A 22,658-nucleotide genomic window follows, 5' to 3' on the forward strand; every position below is an offset into this window, starting at 1 on the left:
TATTATGAATATACAAGCAATAGATGAGTAATGATAAAAGGTATTTCCTCAATCAAAAGAAGTTCAACTGCTTGATTTCTTTTTCTTTCTCACCTTTTGCTTTTTACGCCGTACCTCTGCAGATAGAACCGAGCGATCTATAGGAAAACCTGCCAAAGGAACTACCTGATATGAACGTTCTGTTTCGAGTCGTTTGACCTCGGTGTAATCAAACCAATGAATGCAATCAACCGGACAAGTGTCAATCGCTTCCTGAATAACTTCTTCAGAATCTCCATCTTGGCGGATTACCCGCGATCGCCCGTAATCGGGTTCGATATAAAATGTATTCCGTGCGACATGGGCGCAATGTTTACAACCGATGCAGGTTATTTCATCAACGTAAACACCTTTTTGACGAAAAGTACCACCCAGCTCGGGTTCTAATCCAGAACGCTCTGCTTCGGAACGGAAATAACCACCTAATTCTGGTTCAAAACCAGAACGCTCTCTATCCGATTCTGGCTCTGGTGGCAAAAAATCAGACATTACGCACTCCAGCGTTGTACTACAAGGCGAATAGAACCATCTTGAGCTTGTTTTTGTTCGGCAACTTGAAAGCCAGCCTTAGCTGTTTCTTTAACTACTGTGTGATAAGCATAACGCTGTGTTACCTGACGCAAAAATCCTTCTACAGACAAATTCTGTTGCCAATACTGTAGATCGGCAACTAGTTCGTATTCCTTACCATTCCATGTAAAGCCGACATCATAACCATTATCTTGATCAATGGTAACTTCTGCAGCATGAGTCTGACCGCGGTAGCCGCGAACATCTCTGGGACCTTGCTTCCAATCTATGCCCAAATCATTTAGTGCATCTTTTAAGGACTCAAGATTACGGATTTCAGTCTTGATTTGGCTAAAGTGTGACATAGTGATTGTGAATCAATAAACTCTCTTGATGTTGAAAAATTTACCAATCGCTAAAAGTGGATTGGGTATTCGCTACTTCGCCTGACTGTTCTACTTTGCTGGCAAAGAACTCTGAGGTTGGTTGATGTGTTACTACTACTCCAAGTTGTTCTTCTATCGCAGCAGTAACCTCAGCGCAAGAAGCACCAATAATTCCGGTGACTTTTTCTTGCACCCGACCATCTGGATAAATTATGAACTCCAATGTCTCCATGCTTTTAGTCGATTGCAACAGTAGAACTCAACAATAACGGACACATACTACAAAAGAAATACGGGTGTATCTGCGAATCACATATTTAACTTTGTAATAGAAGTTTTATATGTTCACTAATGTTTCATATTTCTATATATACATTTCATAATATTTACAAAAGTTATTTTTAAAATGAGCCTACACCTCTATACCTTGTAAGTTTCCCTTAACCATTATCATAAGTCAAGCTCCAATATCCTGTGGAGAGCTTTGGAATAAGGAGCCTGAAACCTTTACTGTGAAAATTATTAGGGGTTATTGGCTTTTTATGACCACTGTCATAGACTATTGATAATATTTATTATTTATATTGTTTTCTGCTGTGTTGTTTGCTAATTGCTATGAATACCAGCATGCAGATATATTTGTACGAATATGATTGATTTGATGTGAATATTACCGATTTTTGTCTTTAGATATTTATAAAAAATCTAAATTTTGAATCTAAATTTGAATCTGAATTTGAGCTTTGATTTCCAATATTCAAAGTATTCGCGGCTGTACTGCAGCAATAATTAGTGAATTATATATTCCATTAATCTTAAGCTTTGATTAGAAGTCAACTCCTAAATCTTGATTTTCATGAATGATTTAGAATTGCCATAACTCTCAACTCATTATTTATCACTCATTACTCCTAGACTCTGCTAACTGTATCCAGCTTCCCAAAAAATATAAGGGGCTTTTGCCCCTTAAAAACTCCAGTTTATTTACAAAACTTAAACTTTTTCTCAAATGGAATCCTTATCCCAAATCTTCAAAGACTTTAAACATAGGTAAATACATAGAGAGTAAAATTACACCAACCATCCCCCCAAGAACCACAATCATAATTGGTTCAAGAACGCTGGTTAAAGCTTTAACTGCTTGCTCAACCTCATCTTCATAGAAATCAGCAACTTTCATTAACATCGCATCTAGTTCCCCAGTTTCTTCACCTATGCTGATCATTTGGATCGCCATGATGGGAAAAACAGGATATTTTTGTAGAGCTAGACTAATCATACCCCCCTGTTGTACTTCAGCCCGTGCGGCGTCTATGGCGTTAGCAACAACTTGATTTCCCGAAGTATCTCGGACTATTTCCAATGACGTTAGGATTGGTACGCCAGAACGTGTCAAAGAACCAAATGTACGACTAAAACGAGCTACCGAGGATTTTTGGATTAAGTCGCCAAACAAAGGCATTTTTAAAGAAAGACGGTCAATGGTTTCTTTACCAACGGGAGTTTTATAGTATTGCTTATAAGCAAAAGCAAAAGCTGCGACCGCACCAATCACAACCAATACCCACAAACTTCTTAATATTTCGCTTACCCACAACATGAAAGCAGTTAGAGGCGGTAGTTCTGTTCCCAAATCTTTAAAAATATTGGCAAAAATTGGAATCAGGAAAATAGTCATAGCCAAGAAAATACCAACCGCCAAAATTCCCACTACAACAGGGTAAGATAGGGCAGCTTTAATTTGGTTTTGTAAACGGGCTACATCTTCGAGTAACTTCGCTAAACGATTTAGCACTTCATCTAAAACACCTCCAACTTCACCAGCTTGGATCATGCTGACATACAAACCATCAAAACATTCGGGATGCTTCCGCATCGCATCGGAGAGATTGACACCATTTTGCACATCGGAACTAATCTCTGTAAGTGCTGATTTTAGTTTGGGGTTAGTACACTGTTCTGCAAGAACTCCCAAACTCCTAACTATTGCCACTCCTGCATTCACCAAAGCAGCTAATTGACGAGAAAAAACAGCCTTATCTTTTACTGAAACTGTTGCAAATTTAGTTTGAAGACCAGCTAAATCAAAGCTTTGAAAGCCTTGAGAATATTCTTTTAAATCTTGAACGACAAAACCTTGATCCCTGAGATTAGTACGAGCTTGCACTAAGGTATCAGCAACAACTTTCTCTTTTCTAGATTTGCCTTGTGCATCCCGGATGCGGGCAACAAATGTTGGCATTTATCACCTCTATATAAATTAATTATTGGTGTAATGTTTAGTCTTTGGGTTTAATTTTTAGTTTTTGATTGCAGAGTTATAAAACTCAAGGTGACTAACCTGAAATGTCCTTAACTACCTTCTTAAAGGAACTTTTCCAGCTGTTTTTGCTTGAGCCGCAGCTTGGGGAGCAGCAGCACCAATTAAACGCTGAACTTCATCGGGTTTAGAAGTTTTTGATATTGCAGCTTCAAAGGAGACTGTTCCCTGTTTGTATAAATCTGCTAGAACTCTCTCCAAGGTTTGCATCCCTAGTTTGCCGCCAGTTTGAATTGCTGAGTAAATTTGTGCTGTTTTACCTTCGCGAATTAAGTTGGAAATCGCTGGGGTAACTACCAAAATTTCTTGCGCCATTACCCGCCCAAATTCGCCCGGTTTGGGATTTTTTCTTGGAACTAAAGTTTGGCTGAAAATTGCCACTAATGAGTTGGATAGCTGTACCCGCACCTGAGTTTGTTTCTCGTGGGGGAAAACATCAATGATCCGGTCAACTGTTTGAGCAGCAGAGGAGGTGTGTAACGTTCCAAATACCAGGTGTCCTGTTTCTGCTGCTGAAATAGCCAAGGAAATAGTTTCTAGATCGCGCATTTCACCAATTAGGATAATATCTGGATCTTCTCTTAGTGCGCCTTTGAGAGCATTACCAAAACTTTTAGTATCTTCACCCAGTTGTCTTTGGTGAACCAGGCTTTGAATCGGTTCATAAACAAATTCGATCGGATCTTCAATAGTTAAAATATGTTCTGCCCGCGTGCGGTTGATTAGATCGATCATTGCTGCAAGGGTTGTAGTCTTACCAGAACCTGTCGGACCAGTGACCAAAATCAGACCTCTAGGCTTTTCTGACATTTCTTTCACCACATTTGGCAAACCTAATTGATCAAAATTGGGGATTTTTGAACTCAAAGCCCGCAAGCAAGCAGCATAGGTACCTCTATCTTTGTAAACATTCACCCGGAAACGAGCTAATCCTTTGACACCATAAGAACAATCTAACTCCCAAGTTTGTTCTAAAGTTTTTCTTTGGGAGTTATTAAGCATGCTGAAGATTAATCTTTGACATTGCTCGGATGATAGAGCTTCATTGCCAATAGGAGTCAGTTTGCCACTGATGCGAAAATAGGGAGGTAAGCCGGCTGTCAAATGCATATCAGACCCCCCCATTTCAATCATTTGTTCCATCAAATCTTCAATCATCAAGTCCATATCGATTCATCTCCTGTTGTTATTTGTCCTTTTCCCAATTCCTAATCCCTAGTCTTGAAACCTAGATGTCATGCAGTAAGGACAATCCAGCCATTCTGGTTTTAAATCAGCACCACAATTTCGGCAGGTCAAACCACTCTTGCGCTTAGCTTTCAATTCAGCTTCCAAACCAGTATCCGTAAAGGTTACCCTTTGTACCTCTTCCAGGGTTGTTGCACCTTGACGTACAAGTTCTAGGCTGTAAGCCAACAAGGTTTTCATACCTTCCTCTACTGCTGCTTCTTTAATCAACTCAGTTGGTGCTTCTTCGTTGATTAGAGTTTGCAAACGCTCGGTAATTTGCATCACTTCGTAAACACCACATCGTCCTTTATAGCCGATTCCATGACAATCTGGACAGAGTTGATTATTAGCTTTAGCTTGGGCAATTTGCTCATTTGTCAGAGTATTAGCTTTGTAAAAAGTTACATCTGCATTTTGACTAACTGACAAACCATAGCGACCTAATTCTTCTGGTGAAGGGGTGTAAGGAAGACGACAAGTAGAACAAACTCGTCGCACCAAACGCTGTGCTAGCACTCCAATTAAAGAACTGGAAATCATAAATGGTTCAATTCCCATTTCTCCCAAGCGAGCGATCGCCCCAGGAGCATCATTTGTATGTAGAGTGGTTAAAACTAGGTGACCTGTTAATGCCGCTTCAATGGCAGTTTTTGCCGTTTCTTTATCCCTTGTTTCACCGACCAGCAGCACATCCGGATCCTGTCGCAAAAACGCCCGCAAGGCTGTGGAAAAATCCAGACCTTTTTCTCTAATTACCTGTACCTGGGTAATTCCCGGTAAACTATATTCAATGGGGTCTTCCACCGTACTAATATTGATTCCCGGTGAGTTGCGTTCCGACAGCGCCGAATAAAGCGATGTGGTTTTACCAGAACCCGTTGGTCCAGTAACCAAAATAAGACCGAAAGGACGACCAACCATTTCCTGGACAATTTCTAAAGTCCCAGGGTCGGTAATTAATTTATCCAATCCTAATTGGGTAGACGAGTTGTCTAAAATCCGTAATACTACTTTTTCCCCGTAGCGGCTAGGTAAAGTATTTACCCGGAAGTCAACTTTACGTCCTTCAAATAAACGTCGGATCCGTCCATCTTGGGGTAAACGTCGTTCGGCAATATCTAAATTCGCAATAATTTTAAATCGCGCCGTAACAGCGGGAATAATTTTTTTTGGCAGTGGGTCGAATGCTTGATTTAAGACCCCGTCTTTGCGGAAGCGGATACGTAAATTTTCTTCTTGGGGTTCAATATGAATATCAGAGACTTTATCATGTAGAGCTTTAGCAAGAATTCTATTAACCAAATTAATAATTGGAGCATCTTCTGCACCTTTCATCGCTGCTCCCAAATCAGCTTCTACTTCATCAGGTGCATCCTCAAGATCTAGATTGTCCAAATTTTCTAAATCTTGATTAATATCTGTAAATTTTTCTTTTTCCAGTTTCTTTTGCTGGACAGCTAATTCATCTAAAAATTGATTAATCAGTTGTTGGTAATCTTCTTGAGTAATTACCATTCGCTGTAAAGTAAAACCTTGGGGGCGCAAAATACGATTTAGATCGTCCGAAGCCTCCAAGTTGTCCGGATTGACCATCGCCACTAAAACCGAAGGTGGGTTTTGGTCTTGATTTTTTGATAAGGGTACCAAGTGATGGCGACGACACATATCTACTGGAATCAGGGAATTAATTAAATTCCCCACCGCTGTGTTGCCAACTTGACTTACTTCCGGATCTAAGGAGTCAACACCGTAGAGTATTTTAAGTTCAAATAATTGATGTTTTTTATACTCTCTAAGTAATTCTGGTGATAGTTGTTTCCCCGATATCGATTCGATAACTTCTGTTAGGGGTCTGCCGGACTTACGACTTTCAATTAATGCTTGTCTCATCTGTTCGCTATTAACGACCCCAGATTGGACAAGCTTATTGCCGAAGGGCGAAAATTCCGTTCTGACACTGAGAGCAGTACTGCGTCTTTGTGCTGACGAGTAAGTCATATATAAGTAACAAATAGTTCAAAGTTGTGATGTTAGTATTCCCAAATTAGTGCAGCGAATTTTCATGAGGGTTGAATTTGGGGACTGGGGATTGGGGACTGGCGACTGGGGATTGGGTGATGAGAATTGAAGTAGGTATTGCTTTTTGTTACTTGTGACTAGTAATTTAATTTGTTAGCGCAGGGCGCTAACGCCAATCCCTAATCCCTAATCCCTAATCCCTAATCGCCAACCCCCAAAACGCTCAGTATTTGTCACAATAGAGGACGTTGATGTTTTCAGATTTGGAAAAATGCACGACTAGGATACGCTTTTATATTTATTATTTATTGGTTGGAAATAATTTTAACGGCTGTATGATATGGCAACTATAGAAGACAAGCACTCGGAAGAAAGCACAATGATAGATGAGGAAAATAAACAAAACGATACGATTGAAAAATCAGATGAGCCTAAGGAGGAGAATCAAGAAATGATTGATGACTCTGCGGTTCAAGCTAATGCAGATGCTAACGAACCTGCTGATGAAGTCACAGAAGGAGCAGCAAAACCCGATAGCCCAGCAGTAGATGAAAATGTGTCACCCAATCCAGAACCCGAAACGGTTGCAACTGAGACGGTGGAAAATACTGTAGATAGTGCTCAATTGGTGCAAATGACCCAGCAGATCGAGTCTCTCAAAGCTCAACTGGAAGAGCGTACTACCCAATATGCACGCTTAGGAGCAGATTTTGAGAATTATCGCAAACGCATGCTCAAAGAAAAAGAAGAACTTGATTTGCAAGTAAAGCAAAGGGCTATTACTGAATTGTTGCCCGTTGTCGATAACTTTGAGCGTGCTCGGGCGCAAATCAAACCCCAAAATGATGGGGAGATGGGAATTCATAAGAGCTACCAAGGTGTTTACAAACTATTGGTAGACTGCCTCAAGCGGTTGGGAGTTGCTCCCATGCGTCCTGAAGGTAAAGAATTCGATCCCAACCTCCATGAAGCAGTAATGCGCGAACCTACTGATGAACATCCGGAAGGAACAGTGTTAGAAGAGTTAGTGCGCGGATATTATTTGGGCGAGCGGGTGCTACGCCATGCAATGGTTAAAGTTGCTGCTCCGAAAGAAGATGATACATCAGTCCCAGAAGAGGATACCTCTTCTTCTGCATCTAGCTAAGGTATGTTTCTTTTTTCTAACTAACAAAAAGTACTTTCCTAGCAGTATTGGCGAGCACAGTGTGTCTACGTTCATAATTTTTTGCTTGCGATTTACCTCAACCCGAGTGACTTTCGTGAAATTGACCTGAATACAGGCGATCACTTGAAATTTTTATCTCACTCGGTTTATCGCAGTCAGATTGAAAACTCCCCATGCCGCGAGCCATTATGCCCGAATTTTTGAGCGGTGCGAAGTTGCCGCTCAAAACTTCGTAAAAGAAGTACTAAGTAAAAATATTATTAGTTATGGGAAAAGTTATAGGTATTGACTTAGGCACTACCAATAGTTGTGTAGCGGTGCTCGAAGGTGGTAAACCAATTGTAATAGCCAACTCGGAAGGGGGTCGAACAACTCCCAGTATCGTCGGTTTTGGTAAAGCTGGGGAGCGTTTAGTTGGTTCCTTAGCAAAACGCCAATCTGTAACTAATGCTGAAAATACCGTTTATAGCACTAAAAGATTTATTGGCAGACGTTGGGAAGATACAGCTTCTGAGCGTGATCGCGTTCCCTACAAATGCATTAAAGGTCGGGATGAGACCGTTGATGTAGAGATTCGCGGACGGAACTACACACCACAAGAAATTTCGGCAATGGTTCTGCAAAAACTCAAGCAAGATGCGGAAATTTTTCTGGGAGAAGCGGTGTCCCAAGCAGTTATAACGGTTCCAGCCTATTTTACTGATGCCCAAAGACAAGCAACGAAAGACGCTGGTACTATTGCAGGACTGGAAGTTTTACGGATCATTAACGAGCCAACTGCCGCTGCTTTAGCATTTGGTTTAGATAAACAGGATGAAGAACAATTAATTTTAGTATTCGATTTGGGTGGTGGTACCTTTGACGTATCTATCCTGCAATTAGGAGATGGAGTATTTGAAGTTAGGGCTACCTGCGGAAATAATCAACTTGGTGGGGATGATTTCGATAATCTGATCGTGCAATGGATGCTGAAAAAATTTCAGCAAGAAGAAAATATTGATCTGTCCCAAGACAAAATGGCTCTGCAACGCTTGCGCGAAGCCGCAGAGAAGTCAAAGATAGAACTTTCTAGTATGGGCAGTACTTCAATCAATTTACCGTTCATTACTGCCGATAACAGCGGTCCTAAACATCTGGAGATGGAACTCTCTCGCTCCAAATTTGAGGAACTCTCCAGTAATTTGATTGAGTCCACTATTGAACCGATGATTCGAGCCCTCAAAGATGCAGACCTCAAACCACAGGATATCGATAAAATTATTTTGGTCGGTGGCTCCACTCGCATTCCTGCAGTGCAAAATGCCCTTGTTAAGTTTTTTGATGGCAAAACTCCCGACCGTTCCATCAATCCTGATGAGGCTGTAGCCCTAGGCGCAGCAGTCCAAGGTGGGGTAATGGGCGGCGAAGTTGACGATATATTATTACTCGATGTGACGCCTTTATCCCTGGGAATTGAAACTTTGGGAGAAGTTTCTACCAAAGTTATTGAGCGTAACACCACAATTCCCACCAGCAAGTCCCAAGTTTTTTCCACTGCTGTTGACGGACAAACTTCAGTAGAAATTCACGTTCTTCAAGGGGAAAGAGCGATGGCTCGGGATAATAAAAGTCTCGGTAAATTTCTTTTAACTGGAATTCCCCCATCTCCCCGTGGTATCCCTCAAATTGAGGTTTCATTTGAAATCGATGTTAATGGAATTTTGCAAGTTGGAGCAAAAGACCAAGGTACGGGTAGGGAACAGAGTATTCGGATTACTAACACTGGTGGTTTGAGCGCCAATGAAGTAGAACGGATGCGCAATGAAGCTGAAGTCTATGCAGAAGATGATAAGAGACGCAAAGAACTAGTTGAATTACGAAATCAAGCAGAAAATCTTTTGCTCGGCTACAAATCAACTTTAAATGACAACAGCGAATCAATTGGTGAGTCGGTCAAAGTATTAGCCCAGGAAAAATTATCCAATCTTCGTACCGCAATGGCTGACGATAGAACTTCTGTTGCTGAATTTAAACAACGTCTCGAAGACTTCCAAGAAAGTTTATTTGCTTTGGGTGCTGAAGTATACAATAAAGTTAAAGACCGCACAAGTGACTCCACAGGCTCATTTGGGGAAGAGTCTGCTGTAGAGGAATCAGATAATGCCTTTCAACCAGAAAATTCAGTAGTTGCTGTTGCTGATTTAAAAGCTAACTCAACAACAGAAACAAGCGCAGAAGCAGAACCACTGTTTGACTTTAACTTTACAGGAGAAAGTAACCCACAAGTAGATTATGAAACCATTGAGTAATTTAATTTCCAATATTACTTGAGTTTAGAATGCTTTAGGCGGTTAGAGAAAACAAAATATTTTTCCACCCCCTATCTTGTTGTTCCATTAAAGATGGGGGGTTTTCCGCACCCAAATTGTGCGGCTAGCCCCTATAGTTTATGTGCAGAGTTTTCTGTTTATACGTAGCACAATTGTAAAGGAGGTCGCTTGTTTGCGATCAAAAATACGAGCATCATTGGACAACATACTCAGAGAATACTATTTTGGTGAAAGTTCACCATTTTGTGAAGTGAGGTAAGTCGGTATCAAGCATCAGTGTTTTTTATCGTCATATTTGTTATAAGATTACTTGTCCTTTTAGCTCGCACCCCAAAACTTCTAATTTCAAAACTTTTAGTTTCAAAACTTTTAGTTCCAAAACTTTTAGTTCCAAAACTTTTAATTTAGAGGTTATTGGGTTTTTAGCACGGAAAAACCTTCACTGTTACGATAGTATAAGTTAGTTCTGCGGCGATCGTAAGAGTGACTTTTATTATCTACCTCAGGAGAAAGTATTTGTTGCTAGAAATTTAGTCGTAATTTTTGTAGAAGCTAAAAAGTAAAATCAAATATTAACAAAATTTAACTCTTGCCTTCTGTCTTACTAAACTTCTAAACTTAATGGCGGAATTTGCTTCTCCAAGTTGTTTGTGCATTGCTGCTTTCTACCTTTTAACGTTCACCTTTGATATATGGCCCGCGACTACTACGAAATTCTGGGCGTCTCTCGCGACGCCGACAAAGAAGACATAAAACGCGCATATCGCCGTTTAGCCCGCAAATATCACCCCGATGTCAACAAGGAAAGTGGGGCTGAAGAGCGCTTTAAAGAGATTAATCGTGCTTATGAAGTTCTTTCGGAACCAGATGTCCGCGCTCGCTATGACCGTTTTGGTGAAGCTGGTGTATCAGGTGGAGCAGGAGGTGTAGGCTTCCAAGATATGGGAGATATGGGTGGTTTTGCCGATATATTCGAAAGTATCTTCAGTGGCTTTGCTGGTGGCGGTGTGGGAGGTACATCCCAAAGACGACGCAGTGGACCAGTACGTGGTGACGATCTGCAGTTAGATTTAAAATTAGATTTTCGGGAAGCTGTATTTGGCGGCGAAAAACAAATTCGGATTGCTCACTTAGAAACTTGTGATGCTTGTAGTGGTTCCGGTGCAAAACCAGGAACTCGTCCCCGTACCTGCTCTACTTGTGGTGGAAATGGTCAAGTTCGCCGCGTTACTAGAACTCCTTTTGGTAGCTTTACCCAAGTTTCAACCTGTCCTACCTGTAATGGTTCGGGAATGGTAATTGAAGAAAAATGTGACAGTTGCGAAGGAAAAGGCACGAAACAGGTAGCTAAACAACTTAAAATTAGTATTCCACCAGGTGTTTATGATGGTTTGCGCTTGCGAATTCCTGGAGAAGGAGATGCAGGTCAGCGTAGCGGTCCCCCAGGAGATTTATACGTTCAGCTATCTGTAAAAGAAGATAAAGAGTTTCAACGGGATGATTTGAATATTCTTTCCAGCACTACGGTTAGCTACCTACAAGCAATATTGGGTTGTAGCTTGGAGGTGGAAACCGTTGATGGACCAGTAGAACTAATTATTCCTCCCGGAACACAACCGGGTACGGTAATGAAACTAGAAAATCGGGGTGTACCGCGTTTGGGTAACCCTGTGAGTCGCGGCGATCATTTAATTACAGTATTAATTGATATTCCCAATAAGATTACTTCTGAAGAGCGAGAATTGCTCTTAAAGCTAGCTAAAATAAAGGGGGAACGCACCGGTAAAGGTGGTTTAGAAGGATTTTTGGGAAATTTATTCCATCAACGATGAGTTTATCTTCGCTTTCAACTCCTGATGCTCAGCTCGATTTACGCGGCACCCCGTGCCCGATTAATTTTGTCAGAACAAAACTCCGTTTGGAACAAATGCAGCCAGGAAACTTATTAGAAGTGTGGCTTGATCCAGGCGAACCGATTGAGCAGGTTCCCGATAGTCTGACGATGTCTGGCTATACAGTAGAGAAAATTACCGAATGTTCTGATTACTTCTCCCTATTAGTACGCTGTCCCGTTGCTGTGGAATGAAAGGGGAAACTTTTTTTCGCGAGGGGCGTTTACTGGGCAGGGTATTAGCCGTGCAAGCAAACTTTTATAGAGTTCAGCTAGATCTAGGAGGCAGCATTGATGAGGAAAACAAGGAACTTGATTTTGTTTCTTTCCGTTCGTCGGTTGCCCCAGTTTTGCTTTGTACTCGCAGAACCCGCCTGAAAAAAATTGGTCAACAAGTAATGGTTGGCGATCGCGTGGTAATAGAAGAAGCAGATTGGAATGGCGGGCGGGGTGCGATCGCTGATGTTTTAGACCGTAAAACGGAGTTGGAGCGCCCAGCAATTGCTAATGCAAATCAAATTTTGTTAGTTTTTGCCGCAGAAGATCCGCCTTTAGAACCATATCAACTCAGTCGTTTTTTAGTAAAAGCTGAGTCTACAAATTTAAATGTATGTTTGTGTCTAAATAAAAGTGATTTAGTAACCCCGCAACAACAAGCAGAAATTTATACAATGCTCGATAAATGGGGTTATCAATCAATTTTTCTAAGTGTATATAAAAATATAAATATTGAAAAATTATCTCCAATTCTTCAAAACAAAATTACAGTTATTGCTGGACCTTCTGGAGTGGGAAAATCCAGCCTCATTAATTCTTTGATTCCCGATGCAAATTTACGGGTAGGTGAAGTCTCAGGTAAAATTGCCAGGGGTCGTCATACCACCCGCCATGTAGAGCTATTTGAACTGCCTAATAGCGGATTGCTTGCTGACACTCCAGGTTTTAATCAACCAGATATTAATTGTGCTCCTGGGGAGTTACCTTTTTATTTCCCAGAAGCAAGGGAGAAATTGAAAACTGCTAGCTGTCGGTTTAGTAATTGTTTACATCGAGATGAACCCGACTGTGTGGTTCGTGGTGAATGGGAACGTTACGAACATTATTTAGTGTTCTTAGAAGAAGCCATCACTCGGCAAACTGAACTTAGCCAACAAACCGATCCAGAATCAACCTTAAAGGCAAAAGTGACAAGAAAAGGCAAAAATCGGTACGAGCCAAAATTGGAAAGCAAAAAATATCGTCGTCTTTCCCGACGCAAACAACAGCAGATACTGCAAGATTTATTTAATGAAGATGAAGAGTACATGAAGTAGTGGGTTACAGACTAGGGGTATTGGACATAGAGCATGGGATAATCTGAAACATGGGATTTGCGATGCTGCGGGTAGTAATGCTACAAAGTTTTACAGAAAAAAGTAACGCCTCGCGCTACTAATATCTTCGCTTTGCGATATCAGCTAATTAACAATTGATTTTTGTAGATCGTTAAAAGTCAAGGAAAGGCGATTACGATCCCCAGAAAGTCTTAAAATATTGTTAATTTACGGTCAAACCCTGCATCTATAAAATTCACGGATACTACCCGAAATCATTATGGCAATCGGCTATGTTGCGCTCGTACTCCACGCACACTTGCCCTTCGTTCGTCACCCGGAAAGTGATTATGTGCTGGAGGAAGAATGGCTTTACGAAGCTATTACTGAAACCTACGTCCCTTTGTTGAGAGTCTTTGAAGGCTTAAAACAAGACGGTGTTGATTTTAAAATCACGATGAGTATGACACCACCTTTGGTGTCGATGCTACGCGATCCTGTATTACAAGAACGCTATGATGCTCATCTAGCTAAACTTGAAGAACTTGTAGAGAAGGAAGCAGAACACAATTCTCACAACGGTCACATTAAATATTTAGCCGAGCACTATGCAAAGGAATTTAGTGCAACCCGAGAATTGTGGGAGCGTTACCAAGGGGATTTAGTAACAGCTTTTAAGGAATTCCAAGACTCTAATAATATCGATATTATTACCTGCGGTGCAACTCACGGTTATTTACCGTTGATGAAAATGTATCCCCAGGCGGTATGGGCACAAATTCAGGTTGCTTGCGAACATTACGAACAAAATTTTGGTCGCCCTCCCAAAGGCATTTGGCTACCAGAGTGTGCTTACTATGAAGGATTGGAGCGGATGCTAGCAGATGCTAGTTTGCGCTATTTTCTCACTGACGGACATGGCATTCTTTATGCTCGTCCCCGCCCTAGATTTGGTACCTATGCTCCGATTTTCACCGAAACTGGAGTTGCAGCTTTTGGGCGAGACCATGAATCTTCCCAACAGGTGTGGTCTTCTGAAGTCGGCTATCCCGGCGCACCGGAATATCGGGAATTTTACAAGGATTTGGGCTGGGAAGCAGAATATGAATATATCAAGCCCTATATCATGCCCAATGGTCAAAGGAAAAATACGGGCATTAAGTACCACAAAATCACCGGTCGTGGTTTAGGCTTATCAGATAAGGCATTATACGACCCCTACTGGGCGCGGGAAAAAGCGGCAGAGCATGCTTCGAATTTTATGTTTAACCGCGAGCGTCAAGTGGAACACCTACATGGTATAATGGGTCGCCAGCCAATTATTGTTTCTCCCTACGATGCGGAGTTATTTGGTCATTGGTGGTATGAAGGGCCTTGGTTTATTGATTATCTTTTCCGGAAGTCCTGGTTTGACCAAGGAACTTACCAAATGACACATTTTTCAGACTACATGCGTGCTAATCCTACGCAACAGGTCTGTCGTCCTTCCCAATCTAGTTGGGGTTACAAAGGATTTCACGAGTATTGGTTAAATGAAACTAATACTTGGATCTATCCGCATTTACATAAAACAGCCGAGCGGATGATCGAGTTATCAAAAAGAGAGCCAGAGGACGAACTGGAGTGGAGAGCACTCAATCAAGCCGCAAGGGAATTACTGTTGGCTCAATCTTCTGACTGGGCATTTATTATGCGTACTGGAACGATGGTTCCTTATGCTGTCAGGAGAACTCGCTCCCATATTATGCGATTTAATAAGCTTTACGAAGATATTAAAATCGGCAAAATTGATAGTGGTTGGTTAGAGAAGGTTGAATATATGGATAATATATTCCCCAAAATCAACTACCGCACTTATCGACCGTTATAAATTAAATGGGGCGTTCTTGGGAAAATTCAAGATATCATCATCCCCCAATTGAATAAATTATCCCGCTTGAGCTTCTTGACGGTTTACTGTTGAGGTTTTACCGTCAAAAGCTACGATGGGATTCTTTATCTTATAATTTTCTACTAATACAATAATATTTCTGATAACGTACATACTATTCTCAAAAATAGGAATAATTTGCACTCACAACATACGTACGCAACAAGATATTTGAAGCGAGTGCAAAATTTCTAACCTAGGTATCTATTTTCAAGTTGGTTGTGCTTGGTTGTTTTTAGTTAGAAACATTGCTACTTGCGTAAGCATCCATTCTATAAGCAGGAATGCGATCGCTGTAATTTGTTTCTTTACCAGTTACAGATTTAGCCAAAACATCAAAAGATTCAGAATCCCAATTACGTTCGTGAATAGGTTTTCTTTGTTCGCCTCTGAAATAAGCTTGGCTACCGATTACAGCAGCAGCAACCCAAGCAGTTACAAATAGTCCGATCAAAATTGCAAACATCATAGTTTTTACCTCTTTTTTATCTTTTGTTTCTATTTGTAAACTAATATAACAAAAATACAAAATAAAGAGTAAGGTGTGCATGCCGGATATAAGGGTAGGGTATACCGTACTACAAATACAAATAGTGAAACAGATCAAAAATTAGGGCGCATGGTGATGCGCCCCTACAGGTAACCGATAATAGTGAAAATTATTTTTTTAATTCCTGAAAGTACCCCATGTTGAGGTATGAAGAGATTGCGAGTCAGTGAGGTACAGATTAAAAGCTGAAATTCAGTGGTAAAAGTTATTCTACTCCTGTCTTCTGACTCCTGTCTTCTGACTCCTGAATTCTGCTATTAATTTTTAACTTTTTCGAATCGGTTCAATTCTTTTCTTACCGGAGCCAAAACAATCAACGTGTCAAATTGTTCTTGTTCGGCAGTTGTAGAACTGCTAGAACTGATACTATAAATAGAACCAATACCTTGTTTGAACATTTGGAAATATGGACTGTTAAATTCTGCTGGTACAAAACCATAAACCCACGATAGAAGAGATCCCATATTCACATAAAAATATCCGGCATTGGGATGGGGAAAAGAATTAGTTGCTGTTTTGAAATTGTAAGCAGAAGGTAATGACACATAAGGCTGCGGTACTAAGTCTGCAATTGCTCCTTTACCAGTAGTAATCATTACGGTGTCATCATCTAACCAACTATAAGCAAGCAAACTATAAGCTGAAGGATCTGTCGGCGATTGCGATTCCCAACTAGTAACTGAGTTACCTTTGATAGTGCTTTTGCTAACTGTAACTTCGTTTTTAGAGACGGTTTGAATAAATTTATTTAGTTTATCCAAAGTGTTAGATACTGCTTGTCGGTTACTGGTTTGCAAACCTAAACCTATGCCCAAGTTAAGATTGGGACTTGCAGATGATAAATTAGGATTTACAGATGATAAAAAGCCACCTTTAGTAGGATAAAAGAAAAAAGCATATTCTCCATCCATCCAGTTAATAATATCTTTCTCAAAATCTAAGCCGGTGTTGCTACGGAAAAATTTACGAAACTCTTCCAAACTATCAGCAGTTGTGGGTTGAGTTGTAAGTAACCGAGATATAATTTGCCATGTTTGATTGATGTCTTTACCAGTGAATGCAGAGTATGTCGCAGCAGGTATAAAAGACAGAATCTTTTCTTCTGGAATGTTTGCTAGTTTGACTTGGGAAGCGGTGAGAGGCTTTTTGCGATGAGCAACAACTTGGAAACGTAATCCCTCAGACTGTATGGTGATAAAGCTATTAGTACTGTTATATGGTTTGATTTGTTCTCTAATCTGCTTGATATTTGTATTCAACAACTCCATACTTTCAGGAGGAAAAGATAAACGGGGATCCTTGATAAAATTTTCCAGTAAATTCACATATTCCATCGGATTTTGATACATCCCAAACATTGCTTTATTCGCCAAGGGATGACTCATTGCTGGCTGAAAATTGGGATTATCAAATAAATTGTCTGTATTACCTTGGGAAACAGAACTATCGATCAACTGTTTAATTGGCTGAATTGAAGTTGCAACTGTAACATAGCCAGGAACAATTGCGATCGCTAAAGTCTGTCTTTGTCTGTTAATTTTTGGCTTTTTCTTCAAAGGTGTCATTGAAGAACGTGCTTGCAAAAACTTTAATGTTGTTTGCTGAGTGAATGATGAGTTCCCTTGCGAAGTATCTATTTCTAAAATTTTGATACCTTTATACTCTTGCTCCTTGATATTTTTAGCATTTGCCTTAAATTTTTCTAAAAGACCTTGCAAAGCTTGCTCATCTTTTACAGCAGCTAAGGTTAGAAAGCTGGAATCTATACTGGAGAGTTTATTCGCTGTTTTGGGTAGAAATGCAAATACAACATGATCTCCAATCCAAGGTTGCAAATAGGAAGCATAATTTGTGTATTCCCTTGGGAGAAATAGGAGGGATGTTGAGATTGCTTGTCCCAATAGCCGAAATAACTGAAAACGCCCCATATCTTCCCAATCAGGTGATGAGGTATTAACATAGCCAAATAATGCTGTATCTGCGGGCAATATTTTTGCCGCATTAGCAGCAGTAAATGGAGATGACTGTTTACTTTTAAGGTTAAGGATAGCTGTATTAGTTAAACTGTCTGAAGAATTTTTGGGATTTGCTTGTACTAAAATATTTTTTTGCTTTAAATTTTGCTTTAAAGATAAAGATTTATCAGTTGTTTTTAATATTGATTTCCCAATAAGGTTTTGTGTGACATTTGTCGGATACTTGAAATTTGATTTACTGCTTTGATTGTTAGTCGAATATTCTGAATATGCTGGAGTAGAAAACAATAGCAAGCCAATCATTGCTGTTGTTCCTTTTTTTACAAGTGATTTCATCTCCGATTTATTCCCAATAACTTATTTTTTTGTAACGTAATAAAGCATAAACGGATTTGGTATTATTGCGGTTATTTTCTATGAAATCAAGGTAAAGAAAAAATAATATTTCCAAAATTAATAAAATGTAATCAAAACATAGGCAAACAATTACTTGGTAATGAATGACACAGTTTATTTAAAGTCAACAGCGTTATTGATTGCGATCGCTAGCTCTGAAAATTATTGCCGTGTTTAATTATTAGATTCATTATTTGGTTTTTTTTATTACTGTTTTTCTATTCTTTTAGGAAAACGTAGTGTAATGAAAATCCCCGATTCCTATTGGTGGTGATCGGGGATTTTCGTCAACTAATTGACATTCTGCGTGAAAAGTTCAATATTTCTATTTGTTGATGATTGAAGTCTCAAATTTTACCAGTTAATTATCGAACTAGTACCTATTTGAGAAAAGGTTTTAAACTGTCAGCTAAAGCTTTAACGTGGGGTTCCAAAATAAAGGTATAGTGATTGCCCGGAACATCAACAATCTTAATATCCTGTGCTGCCATTACAGAGAATAATTCAACCCAAACTAAAGTTGGATCGGGAGCCATAATATGTTTTTCCCTAGCACGGAAGACAGTAACTTTTCCTGGGTATGGTTGACGCACGTAAGAGTAAGTTGCTTTAAGAGTTCCTACCAAAACATCAAGAATTCGACGATTTTGCTGACGTTCTACCCCTGGAGGAAATATCTTGAGTTCCCTTGCTTTCTCAATAATGTAATCGATTTGTTCTTCCACACCCAAATGTTTAATCTCATCTGGAGAAACCAAATTATCTTTACCAAACATTCCACCAAATACCCGTGATAGTACTCCTACCAGGTAAGGATTATCAATTTTCTTTTGTTTATCCAAAATAACTGGCATGTAGGAATCTAATATTGCTAGTAGGGAAACCTCATGTCCTTGTTTTTGTAGTTGTTGGGCTACTTCAAATGCTACTACCCCACCAAATGACCAACCACCAATTTGATAAGGTCCATTAGGTTTCATTTTTTGAATAGCTTGGACGTATAAGCTTGCCATATCCTCAACTTTTGTCAAGGGTTCTTCTTCACCGTTAAAACCTTGGGCTTGTAAGCCATAAAACGGTTGGTCGTCGCCTAAATAACGCGCCAAGTTGAAATAGCACAGAACATGACCACCTGCAGGGTGGACACAGAAAAATGGTTCCTTATTACCTTTTGTTTGAATCGGAACTAAAGGAGAATTATCAAAACTATCAGAACTTAAATGGAGAATATTACTCAGTTCTGTAATTGTTGGATTGGTTAAAACTGCTGCTAGGGGTAAGTCTTTTGCAAATTGTTTTCTAATTTCAGCCATCAAATAGATTGCACTAAGGGAAGTACCACCTAGTTCAAAGAAGTTATCGAAAACACCTATGGGTTGAATATCGAGAATCTGCGACCAAATCTTTGCCAGACCTTTCTCTGTATCATTACGTGGTGCAATAAAATTATTTTGCTGGTTAAAGCTGATAACTGTTGGTTTGGGTAATTCCCGACGATTTACTTTTCCACTTGGTGTTAGCGGTAAGGCTTCCAGAGTGACAAAAGCTGCAGGTACCATGTAATCTGGCAAATTTTGCTTGAGGAATTCCCTCAAGGTATGGGGTGTTGGTTCTTCCTGAGCTACAGTAATATAAGCTACTAGCTGTTTCTCACCCTGTTTATCACTGCGAGCAATTACAACAGCTTCGCGGACTTGTGGATGAGCAGATAAAGCGTTTTCAATTTCGCCTAATTCAATTCGAAAACCGCGAATTTTAACTTGGTAATCTGCTCGACCAATATATTCAATATTTCCATCAGCTAAATAACGACCTAAATCTCCAGTCTTATATAGATTGGGGACTGGGGTTAAGAGATCGGGAGGTACGATCTGTTTTGACTTATAAAAAGGATCGGGAATAAATCTTTGTGCTGTTAATTCAGGACGGTTTAGATAACCTCGTCCAACTCCAAACCCACCAATATAAATTTCCCCTGTGACCCCGGTTGGTACCGGTTGCATTTGGGAATCAAGAATATAAATCTGCGTGTTAGCAATTGGACGACCAATGGGTATAGATGTGAATTGATTATTGTTTTGACGTTGACATTGCCAAAATGTAACATCAATTGCTGCTTCCGTTGGACCGTAGAGATTATGCAGATCGCATTCTAAAAGTTGGAAAAATCTTACTTGTAAATCCAATGGTAAAGCTTCACCACTACAAATTACCCGTTTGAGAGACTTACATTTTTCCAAGCCAGTTGTCTCCAAAAAGACTTGCAACATAGAAGGAACAAAATGCAAAGTAGTAATTTTAGTTGCGATTATCAGATCCCTAAGGTAATTACTATCTCTGTGACCTCCCGGTTTAGCAACTATTAACTCCGCTCCATTTAATAAAGTCCAGAAGAATTCCCAGACGGAGACATCAAAACTGAAGGGAGTTTTTTGTAATACTCTATCCGTTGAATCGATTTGATACGCTTCTTGCATCCACAGCAGACGATTGCAGATACCTCGATGGGTATTCATTGCACCCTTGGGTTTACCTGTGGAACCAGAGGTATAGATTACATAAGCAATATTTTCTGGGTTAATATCGTTGATTGGGTTACTTGTTTCTTGGGTACTAATTTTTTCTTCCCACTCACTATCCAAACAGACTATTTCTGAAGTGATGGATAATTCTTGGGTATGAGTAGCTTTGGGTAGTTGTTCTAGAAGTTTTTCTTGGGTTAATAAGACCGAGACTTGAGAGTCTTCCAAGATATCAGCTAAACGTTGTGAAGGATACTCAGGATCTAGAGGAACATAAGCACCACCAGCTTTGAGGATACCTAAAAGTCCTATCACCATTTCAAGAGAACGTTCTATACAAATACCTACTAAAACTTCTGCTTTAACTCCCAGAGTTTGTAAGTAATGTGCTAATTGGTTTGCTTTGTTATTAAGCTCTCGGTAAGTTAGTGTTTCTGCTCCAAAAGTAACTGCATTGGCGTTGGGAGTGCGTTCAACTTGAGACTCAAATAACTGATGCAAACAACGAGACAGATCGTAATTTTTTTCTGTATTGTTCCAATCTATAAGTAATTTGTTTCGCTCTTGTTTTGTAAGTATTTCTAATTGAGCAATTGATTGTTGTGGAGTTTCAATAATTGATTCGAGTAGAACCTGCAAATGTTCTATTGTGCGATGGATCCAATCTTCCTCGAAGAGTTCACTGTTGTAATAAATAGAAGCAAGTAAATTTTCTTTGGATTCAAGAATAGATAAACTTAAATCAAACTCTGTACTCTGTTGAGTTAACTTGAAAGGCTCAAATTCACTATTATTACGATCAAATACCTGGGAAATGTTTTCTAGCTTTGCTAGATTGTAATACTCAAACCCTACCTGACAAATGGGTGGATGGCTTGATTGAGAATTAAGTTGTAAATCTTTGAGCAGTTGAGAAAAAGGATAATTACACCTGGGTTTGGCTAGTTCAACTTCTGTTTTAACTTGCTGAAGATATTCTAAAAAGCTCAAATTATTAGAAATATTATTTCTAAGTACAGTTATGTTCGCTAAATTCCCAACTAATTTATCATACTTAAATTCATTTCTTAAAGCTGAAAGTAAACCGATTAAAATATCTTCTGTATGAGTGTAACGATGAACTAGTAACCCAAAAGCTGCCAAAAAGAATGTAGAAAGATCGACTTTTTGTATTTCAGTAAACTTCTTAATTTTAAAAACTAATTTTGAAGGAATAGTAAATTGAATTGACGCACCTTGATAACTTCTGACAGGAGGACGCGAGTGTGTGCTAGGTAAATTTATTACTGGTAACTCACCTGCAAGTTTATTTTGCCACCATTTTCTTAATTTTACCCCTGTGTCACTTTTCAGTAAGGTGTTTTCTTCTTTTACATAATCTTTATAGGTAATAGGACTTTTTTCTAAATGGATAGTTGTATCTGGGTTAGGTATTTGACATTTATATAAACTCAATAGCTCATCGACAAGCTTTAATACACTCCAGCGATCGCTTGCGATTTTATGTATAGAAAATAAAACTATATGATTTTTAGCATTAAGACTAAAAACCCCAACTCTTAATATTAACCCTTCAGCTAAATTGAATGGGGTTTGAGAAAAATTCGAGATTTTATGATGTAGTTCTTCTTCACACCAGCCAGAAGCATCAAATAATTCTAAAATATCTTCTGATTTAAATGTGATTTGATGATTTATTTTTTGAGTTACTTTCGTAACATCCTCTAAATATATACTATTGAGCAATGAGTGACGATGTATGAGTTGTTGTAGTGCTTGTGATAAATATCGTTCATCTACTTTATCGCGCCAATAAAAAGCAAAATTAAATTTATCTACACAACTGTCATTTTCTAACTTATATAGAAACCAAGCATTTTGCTGTACTTGTGAAAGATTAAATTCAGTTTTTTGTTCCGTGGAAGAAAGTGAAATTCTATTAGTAGTTTGCATGAGTTTGTGTGACTTGTAAAACCAGCATATTCTGAGTATGAAGCGATTGCGTCAGAGAAAAACCAGACACAAAATAATACGAAATCCGGTTTACTTGACCCCGTTAAGAATAAATCTGGTAACTGTGGAGAAAAATCTTAACAATC

The 22,658-nt window shown here is 39.4% G+C and carries 15 protein-coding genes; 6 read left to right on the top strand and 9 right to left on the bottom strand.

The genetic code is table 11. The features are described from left to right. Positions 1-63: 63 nt before the first annotated feature. The 6 genes from QNJ50_RS04590 to QNJ50_RS04615 all read right to left on the bottom strand — a co-directional run bounded on the left by QNJ50_RS04590 (position 64) and on the right by QNJ50_RS04615 (position 6,483). Positions 64-528, bottom strand: coding sequence for a ferredoxin (locus tag QNJ50_RS04590; protein WP_300632574.1), 465 nt, complete (start codon positions 526-528; stop codon positions 64-66). Continuing rightward, positions 528-914: a DUF1257 domain-containing protein gene (locus QNJ50_RS04595; protein WP_300632576.1), complete on the bottom strand. Its 387-nt coding sequence runs from the start codon at positions 912-914 to the stop codon at positions 528-530. Before QNJ50_RS04595 ends, QNJ50_RS04590 begins: the two co-directional genes overlap by 1 nt. A 40-nt stretch (positions 915-954) precedes the next feature. Next, positions 955-1,167 carry a DUF2997 domain-containing protein gene (locus QNJ50_RS04600; protein WP_027845215.1) on the bottom strand — a complete coding sequence of 71 codons (213 nt, stop codon included), beginning with the start codon at positions 1,165-1,167 and terminating at the stop codon, positions 955-957. A 786-nt stretch (positions 1,168-1,953) separates the two neighbouring features. After that, a complete protein-coding gene (locus tag QNJ50_RS04605; protein ID WP_300632578.1) occupies positions 1,954-3,177 on the bottom strand; it encodes a type II secretion system F family protein in 1,224 nt (407 codons plus the stop codon). Between the two features lie 114 nt (positions 3,178-3,291). Beyond that, positions 3,292-4,422 (bottom strand): type IV pilus twitching motility protein PilT, encoded by a 1,131-nt coding sequence (locus QNJ50_RS04610; protein WP_300632581.1) that lies wholly within the window; start codon positions 4,420-4,422, stop codon positions 3,292-3,294. Positions 4,423-4,470: 48 nt separating this feature from the next. After that, complete coding sequence (locus tag QNJ50_RS04615; RefSeq protein WP_300632584.1) at positions 4,471-6,483, bottom strand: type II/IV secretion system protein; 2,013 nt, start codon at positions 6,481-6,483, stop codon at positions 4,471-4,473. A gap of 400 nt (positions 6,484-6,883) precedes the next feature. On the opposite strand from QNJ50_RS04615, the gene grpE reads away from it, so the two are divergent. The 6 genes from grpE to QNJ50_RS04645 all read left to right on the top strand — a co-directional run bounded on the left by grpE (position 6,884) and on the right by QNJ50_RS04645 (position 15,055). Next, the gene (gene grpE, locus QNJ50_RS04620) at positions 6,884-7,651 is read left to right on the top strand and encodes a nucleotide exchange factor GrpE (protein ID WP_300632648.1); all 768 of its coding nucleotides are present in this window, start codon (positions 6,884-6,886) and stop codon (positions 7,649-7,651) included. Positions 7,652-7,938: 287 nt separating this feature from the next. Continuing rightward, positions 7,939-9,960, top strand: coding sequence for a molecular chaperone DnaK (gene dnaK / locus QNJ50_RS04625; RefSeq protein WP_300632587.1), 2,022 nt, complete (start codon positions 7,939-7,941; stop codon positions 9,958-9,960). A 713-nt stretch (positions 9,961-10,673) separates the two neighbouring features. Next, a complete protein-coding gene (gene dnaJ, locus QNJ50_RS04630; protein ID WP_300632590.1) occupies positions 10,674-11,813 on the top strand; it encodes a molecular chaperone DnaJ in 1,140 nt (379 codons plus the stop codon). After that, positions 11,810-12,067, top strand: a complete 258-nt coding sequence (locus QNJ50_RS04635; protein WP_058184619.1) for a sulfurtransferase TusA family protein — start codon at positions 11,810-11,812, stop codon at positions 12,065-12,067. Before dnaJ ends, QNJ50_RS04635 begins: the two co-directional genes overlap by 4 nt. After that, a complete protein-coding gene (rsgA, locus tag QNJ50_RS04640) occupies positions 12,064-13,185 on the top strand; it encodes a small ribosomal subunit biogenesis GTPase RsgA (protein ID WP_300632594.1) in 1,122 nt (373 codons plus the stop codon). The genes QNJ50_RS04635 and rsgA overlap by 4 nt, the downstream gene beginning before the upstream one ends. Before the next feature lie 280 nt (positions 13,186-13,465). Beyond that, a complete protein-coding gene (locus QNJ50_RS04645) occupies positions 13,466-15,055 on the top strand; it encodes a glycoside hydrolase family 57 protein (protein ID WP_300632597.1) in 1,590 nt (529 codons plus the stop codon). Positions 15,056-15,350: 295 nt separating this feature from the next. Here the strand turns inward: QNJ50_RS04645 and QNJ50_RS04650 are convergent, their stop codons facing one another. From QNJ50_RS04650 to QNJ50_RS04660, 3 genes are all read right to left on the bottom strand, one after another. Further along, positions 15,351-15,581 (bottom strand): hypothetical protein, encoded by a 231-nt coding sequence (locus QNJ50_RS04650; RefSeq protein WP_300632651.1) that lies wholly within the window; start codon positions 15,579-15,581, stop codon positions 15,351-15,353. Positions 15,582-15,922: 341 nt separating this feature from the next. Next, positions 15,923-17,977: a DUF3352 domain-containing protein gene (locus QNJ50_RS04655; RefSeq protein WP_300632599.1), complete on the bottom strand. Its 2,055-nt coding sequence runs from the start codon at positions 17,975-17,977 to the stop codon at positions 15,923-15,925. 440 nt (positions 17,978-18,417) lie between these two features. Then, on the bottom strand, positions 18,418-22,512 hold the full coding sequence (locus QNJ50_RS04660; protein WP_300632602.1) for a non-ribosomal peptide synthetase: 4,095 nt from the start codon (positions 22,510-22,512) through the stop codon (positions 18,418-18,420). Between the last annotated feature and the right edge of the window lie 146 nt (positions 22,513-22,658).

This window comes from Mastigocoleus sp. MO_188.B34, assembly GCF_030065675.1.
Taxonomy (GTDB): Bacteria; Cyanobacteriota; Cyanobacteriia; order Cyanobacteriales; family Nostocaceae; genus Mastigocoleus.

Excerpts from the sequence above, each read along its gene's own strand:
- QNJ50_RS04590 (WP_300632574.1), bottom strand. The coding sequence starts at position 528 with ATGTCTGATTTTTTGCCACCAGAGCCAGAATCGGATAGAGAGCGTTCT.
- QNJ50_RS04595 (WP_300632576.1), bottom strand. The coding sequence starts at position 914 with ATGTCACACTTTAGCCAAATCAAGACTGAAATCCGTAATCTTGAGTCC.
- QNJ50_RS04600 (WP_027845215.1), bottom strand. The coding sequence starts at position 1,167 with ATGGAGACATTGGAGTTCATAATTTATCCAGATGGTCGGGTGCAAGAA.
- QNJ50_RS04605 (WP_300632578.1), bottom strand. The coding sequence starts at position 3,177 with ATGCCAACATTTGTTGCCCGCATCCGGGATGCACAAGGCAAATCTAGA.
- QNJ50_RS04610 (WP_300632581.1), bottom strand. The coding sequence starts at position 4,422 with ATGGACTTGATGATTGAAGATTTGATGGAACAAATGATTGAAATGGGG.
- QNJ50_RS04615 (WP_300632584.1), bottom strand. The coding sequence starts at position 6,483 with ATGACTTACTCGTCAGCACAAAGACGCAGTACTGCTCTCAGTGTCAGA.
- grpE (WP_300632648.1), top strand. The coding sequence starts at position 6,884 with ATGATAGATGAGGAAAATAAACAAAACGATACGATTGAAAAATCAGAT.
- dnaK (WP_300632587.1), top strand. The coding sequence starts at position 7,939 with ATGGGAAAAGTTATAGGTATTGACTTAGGCACTACCAATAGTTGTGTA.
- dnaJ (WP_300632590.1), top strand. The coding sequence starts at position 10,674 with ATGGCCCGCGACTACTACGAAATTCTGGGCGTCTCTCGCGACGCCGAC.
- QNJ50_RS04635 (WP_058184619.1), top strand. The coding sequence starts at position 11,810 with ATGAGTTTATCTTCGCTTTCAACTCCTGATGCTCAGCTCGATTTACGC.
- rsgA (WP_300632594.1), top strand. The coding sequence starts at position 12,064 with ATGAAAGGGGAAACTTTTTTTCGCGAGGGGCGTTTACTGGGCAGGGTA.
- QNJ50_RS04645 (WP_300632597.1), top strand. The coding sequence starts at position 13,466 with ATGGCAATCGGCTATGTTGCGCTCGTACTCCACGCACACTTGCCCTTC.
- QNJ50_RS04650 (WP_300632651.1), bottom strand. The coding sequence starts at position 15,581 with ATGTTTGCAATTTTGATCGGACTATTTGTAACTGCTTGGGTTGCTGCT.
- QNJ50_RS04655 (WP_300632599.1), bottom strand. The coding sequence starts at position 17,977 with ATGAAATCACTTGTAAAAAAAGGAACAACAGCAATGATTGGCTTGCTA.
- QNJ50_RS04660 (WP_300632602.1), bottom strand. The coding sequence starts at position 22,512 with ATGCAAACTACTAATAGAATTTCACTTTCTTCCACGGAACAAAAAACT.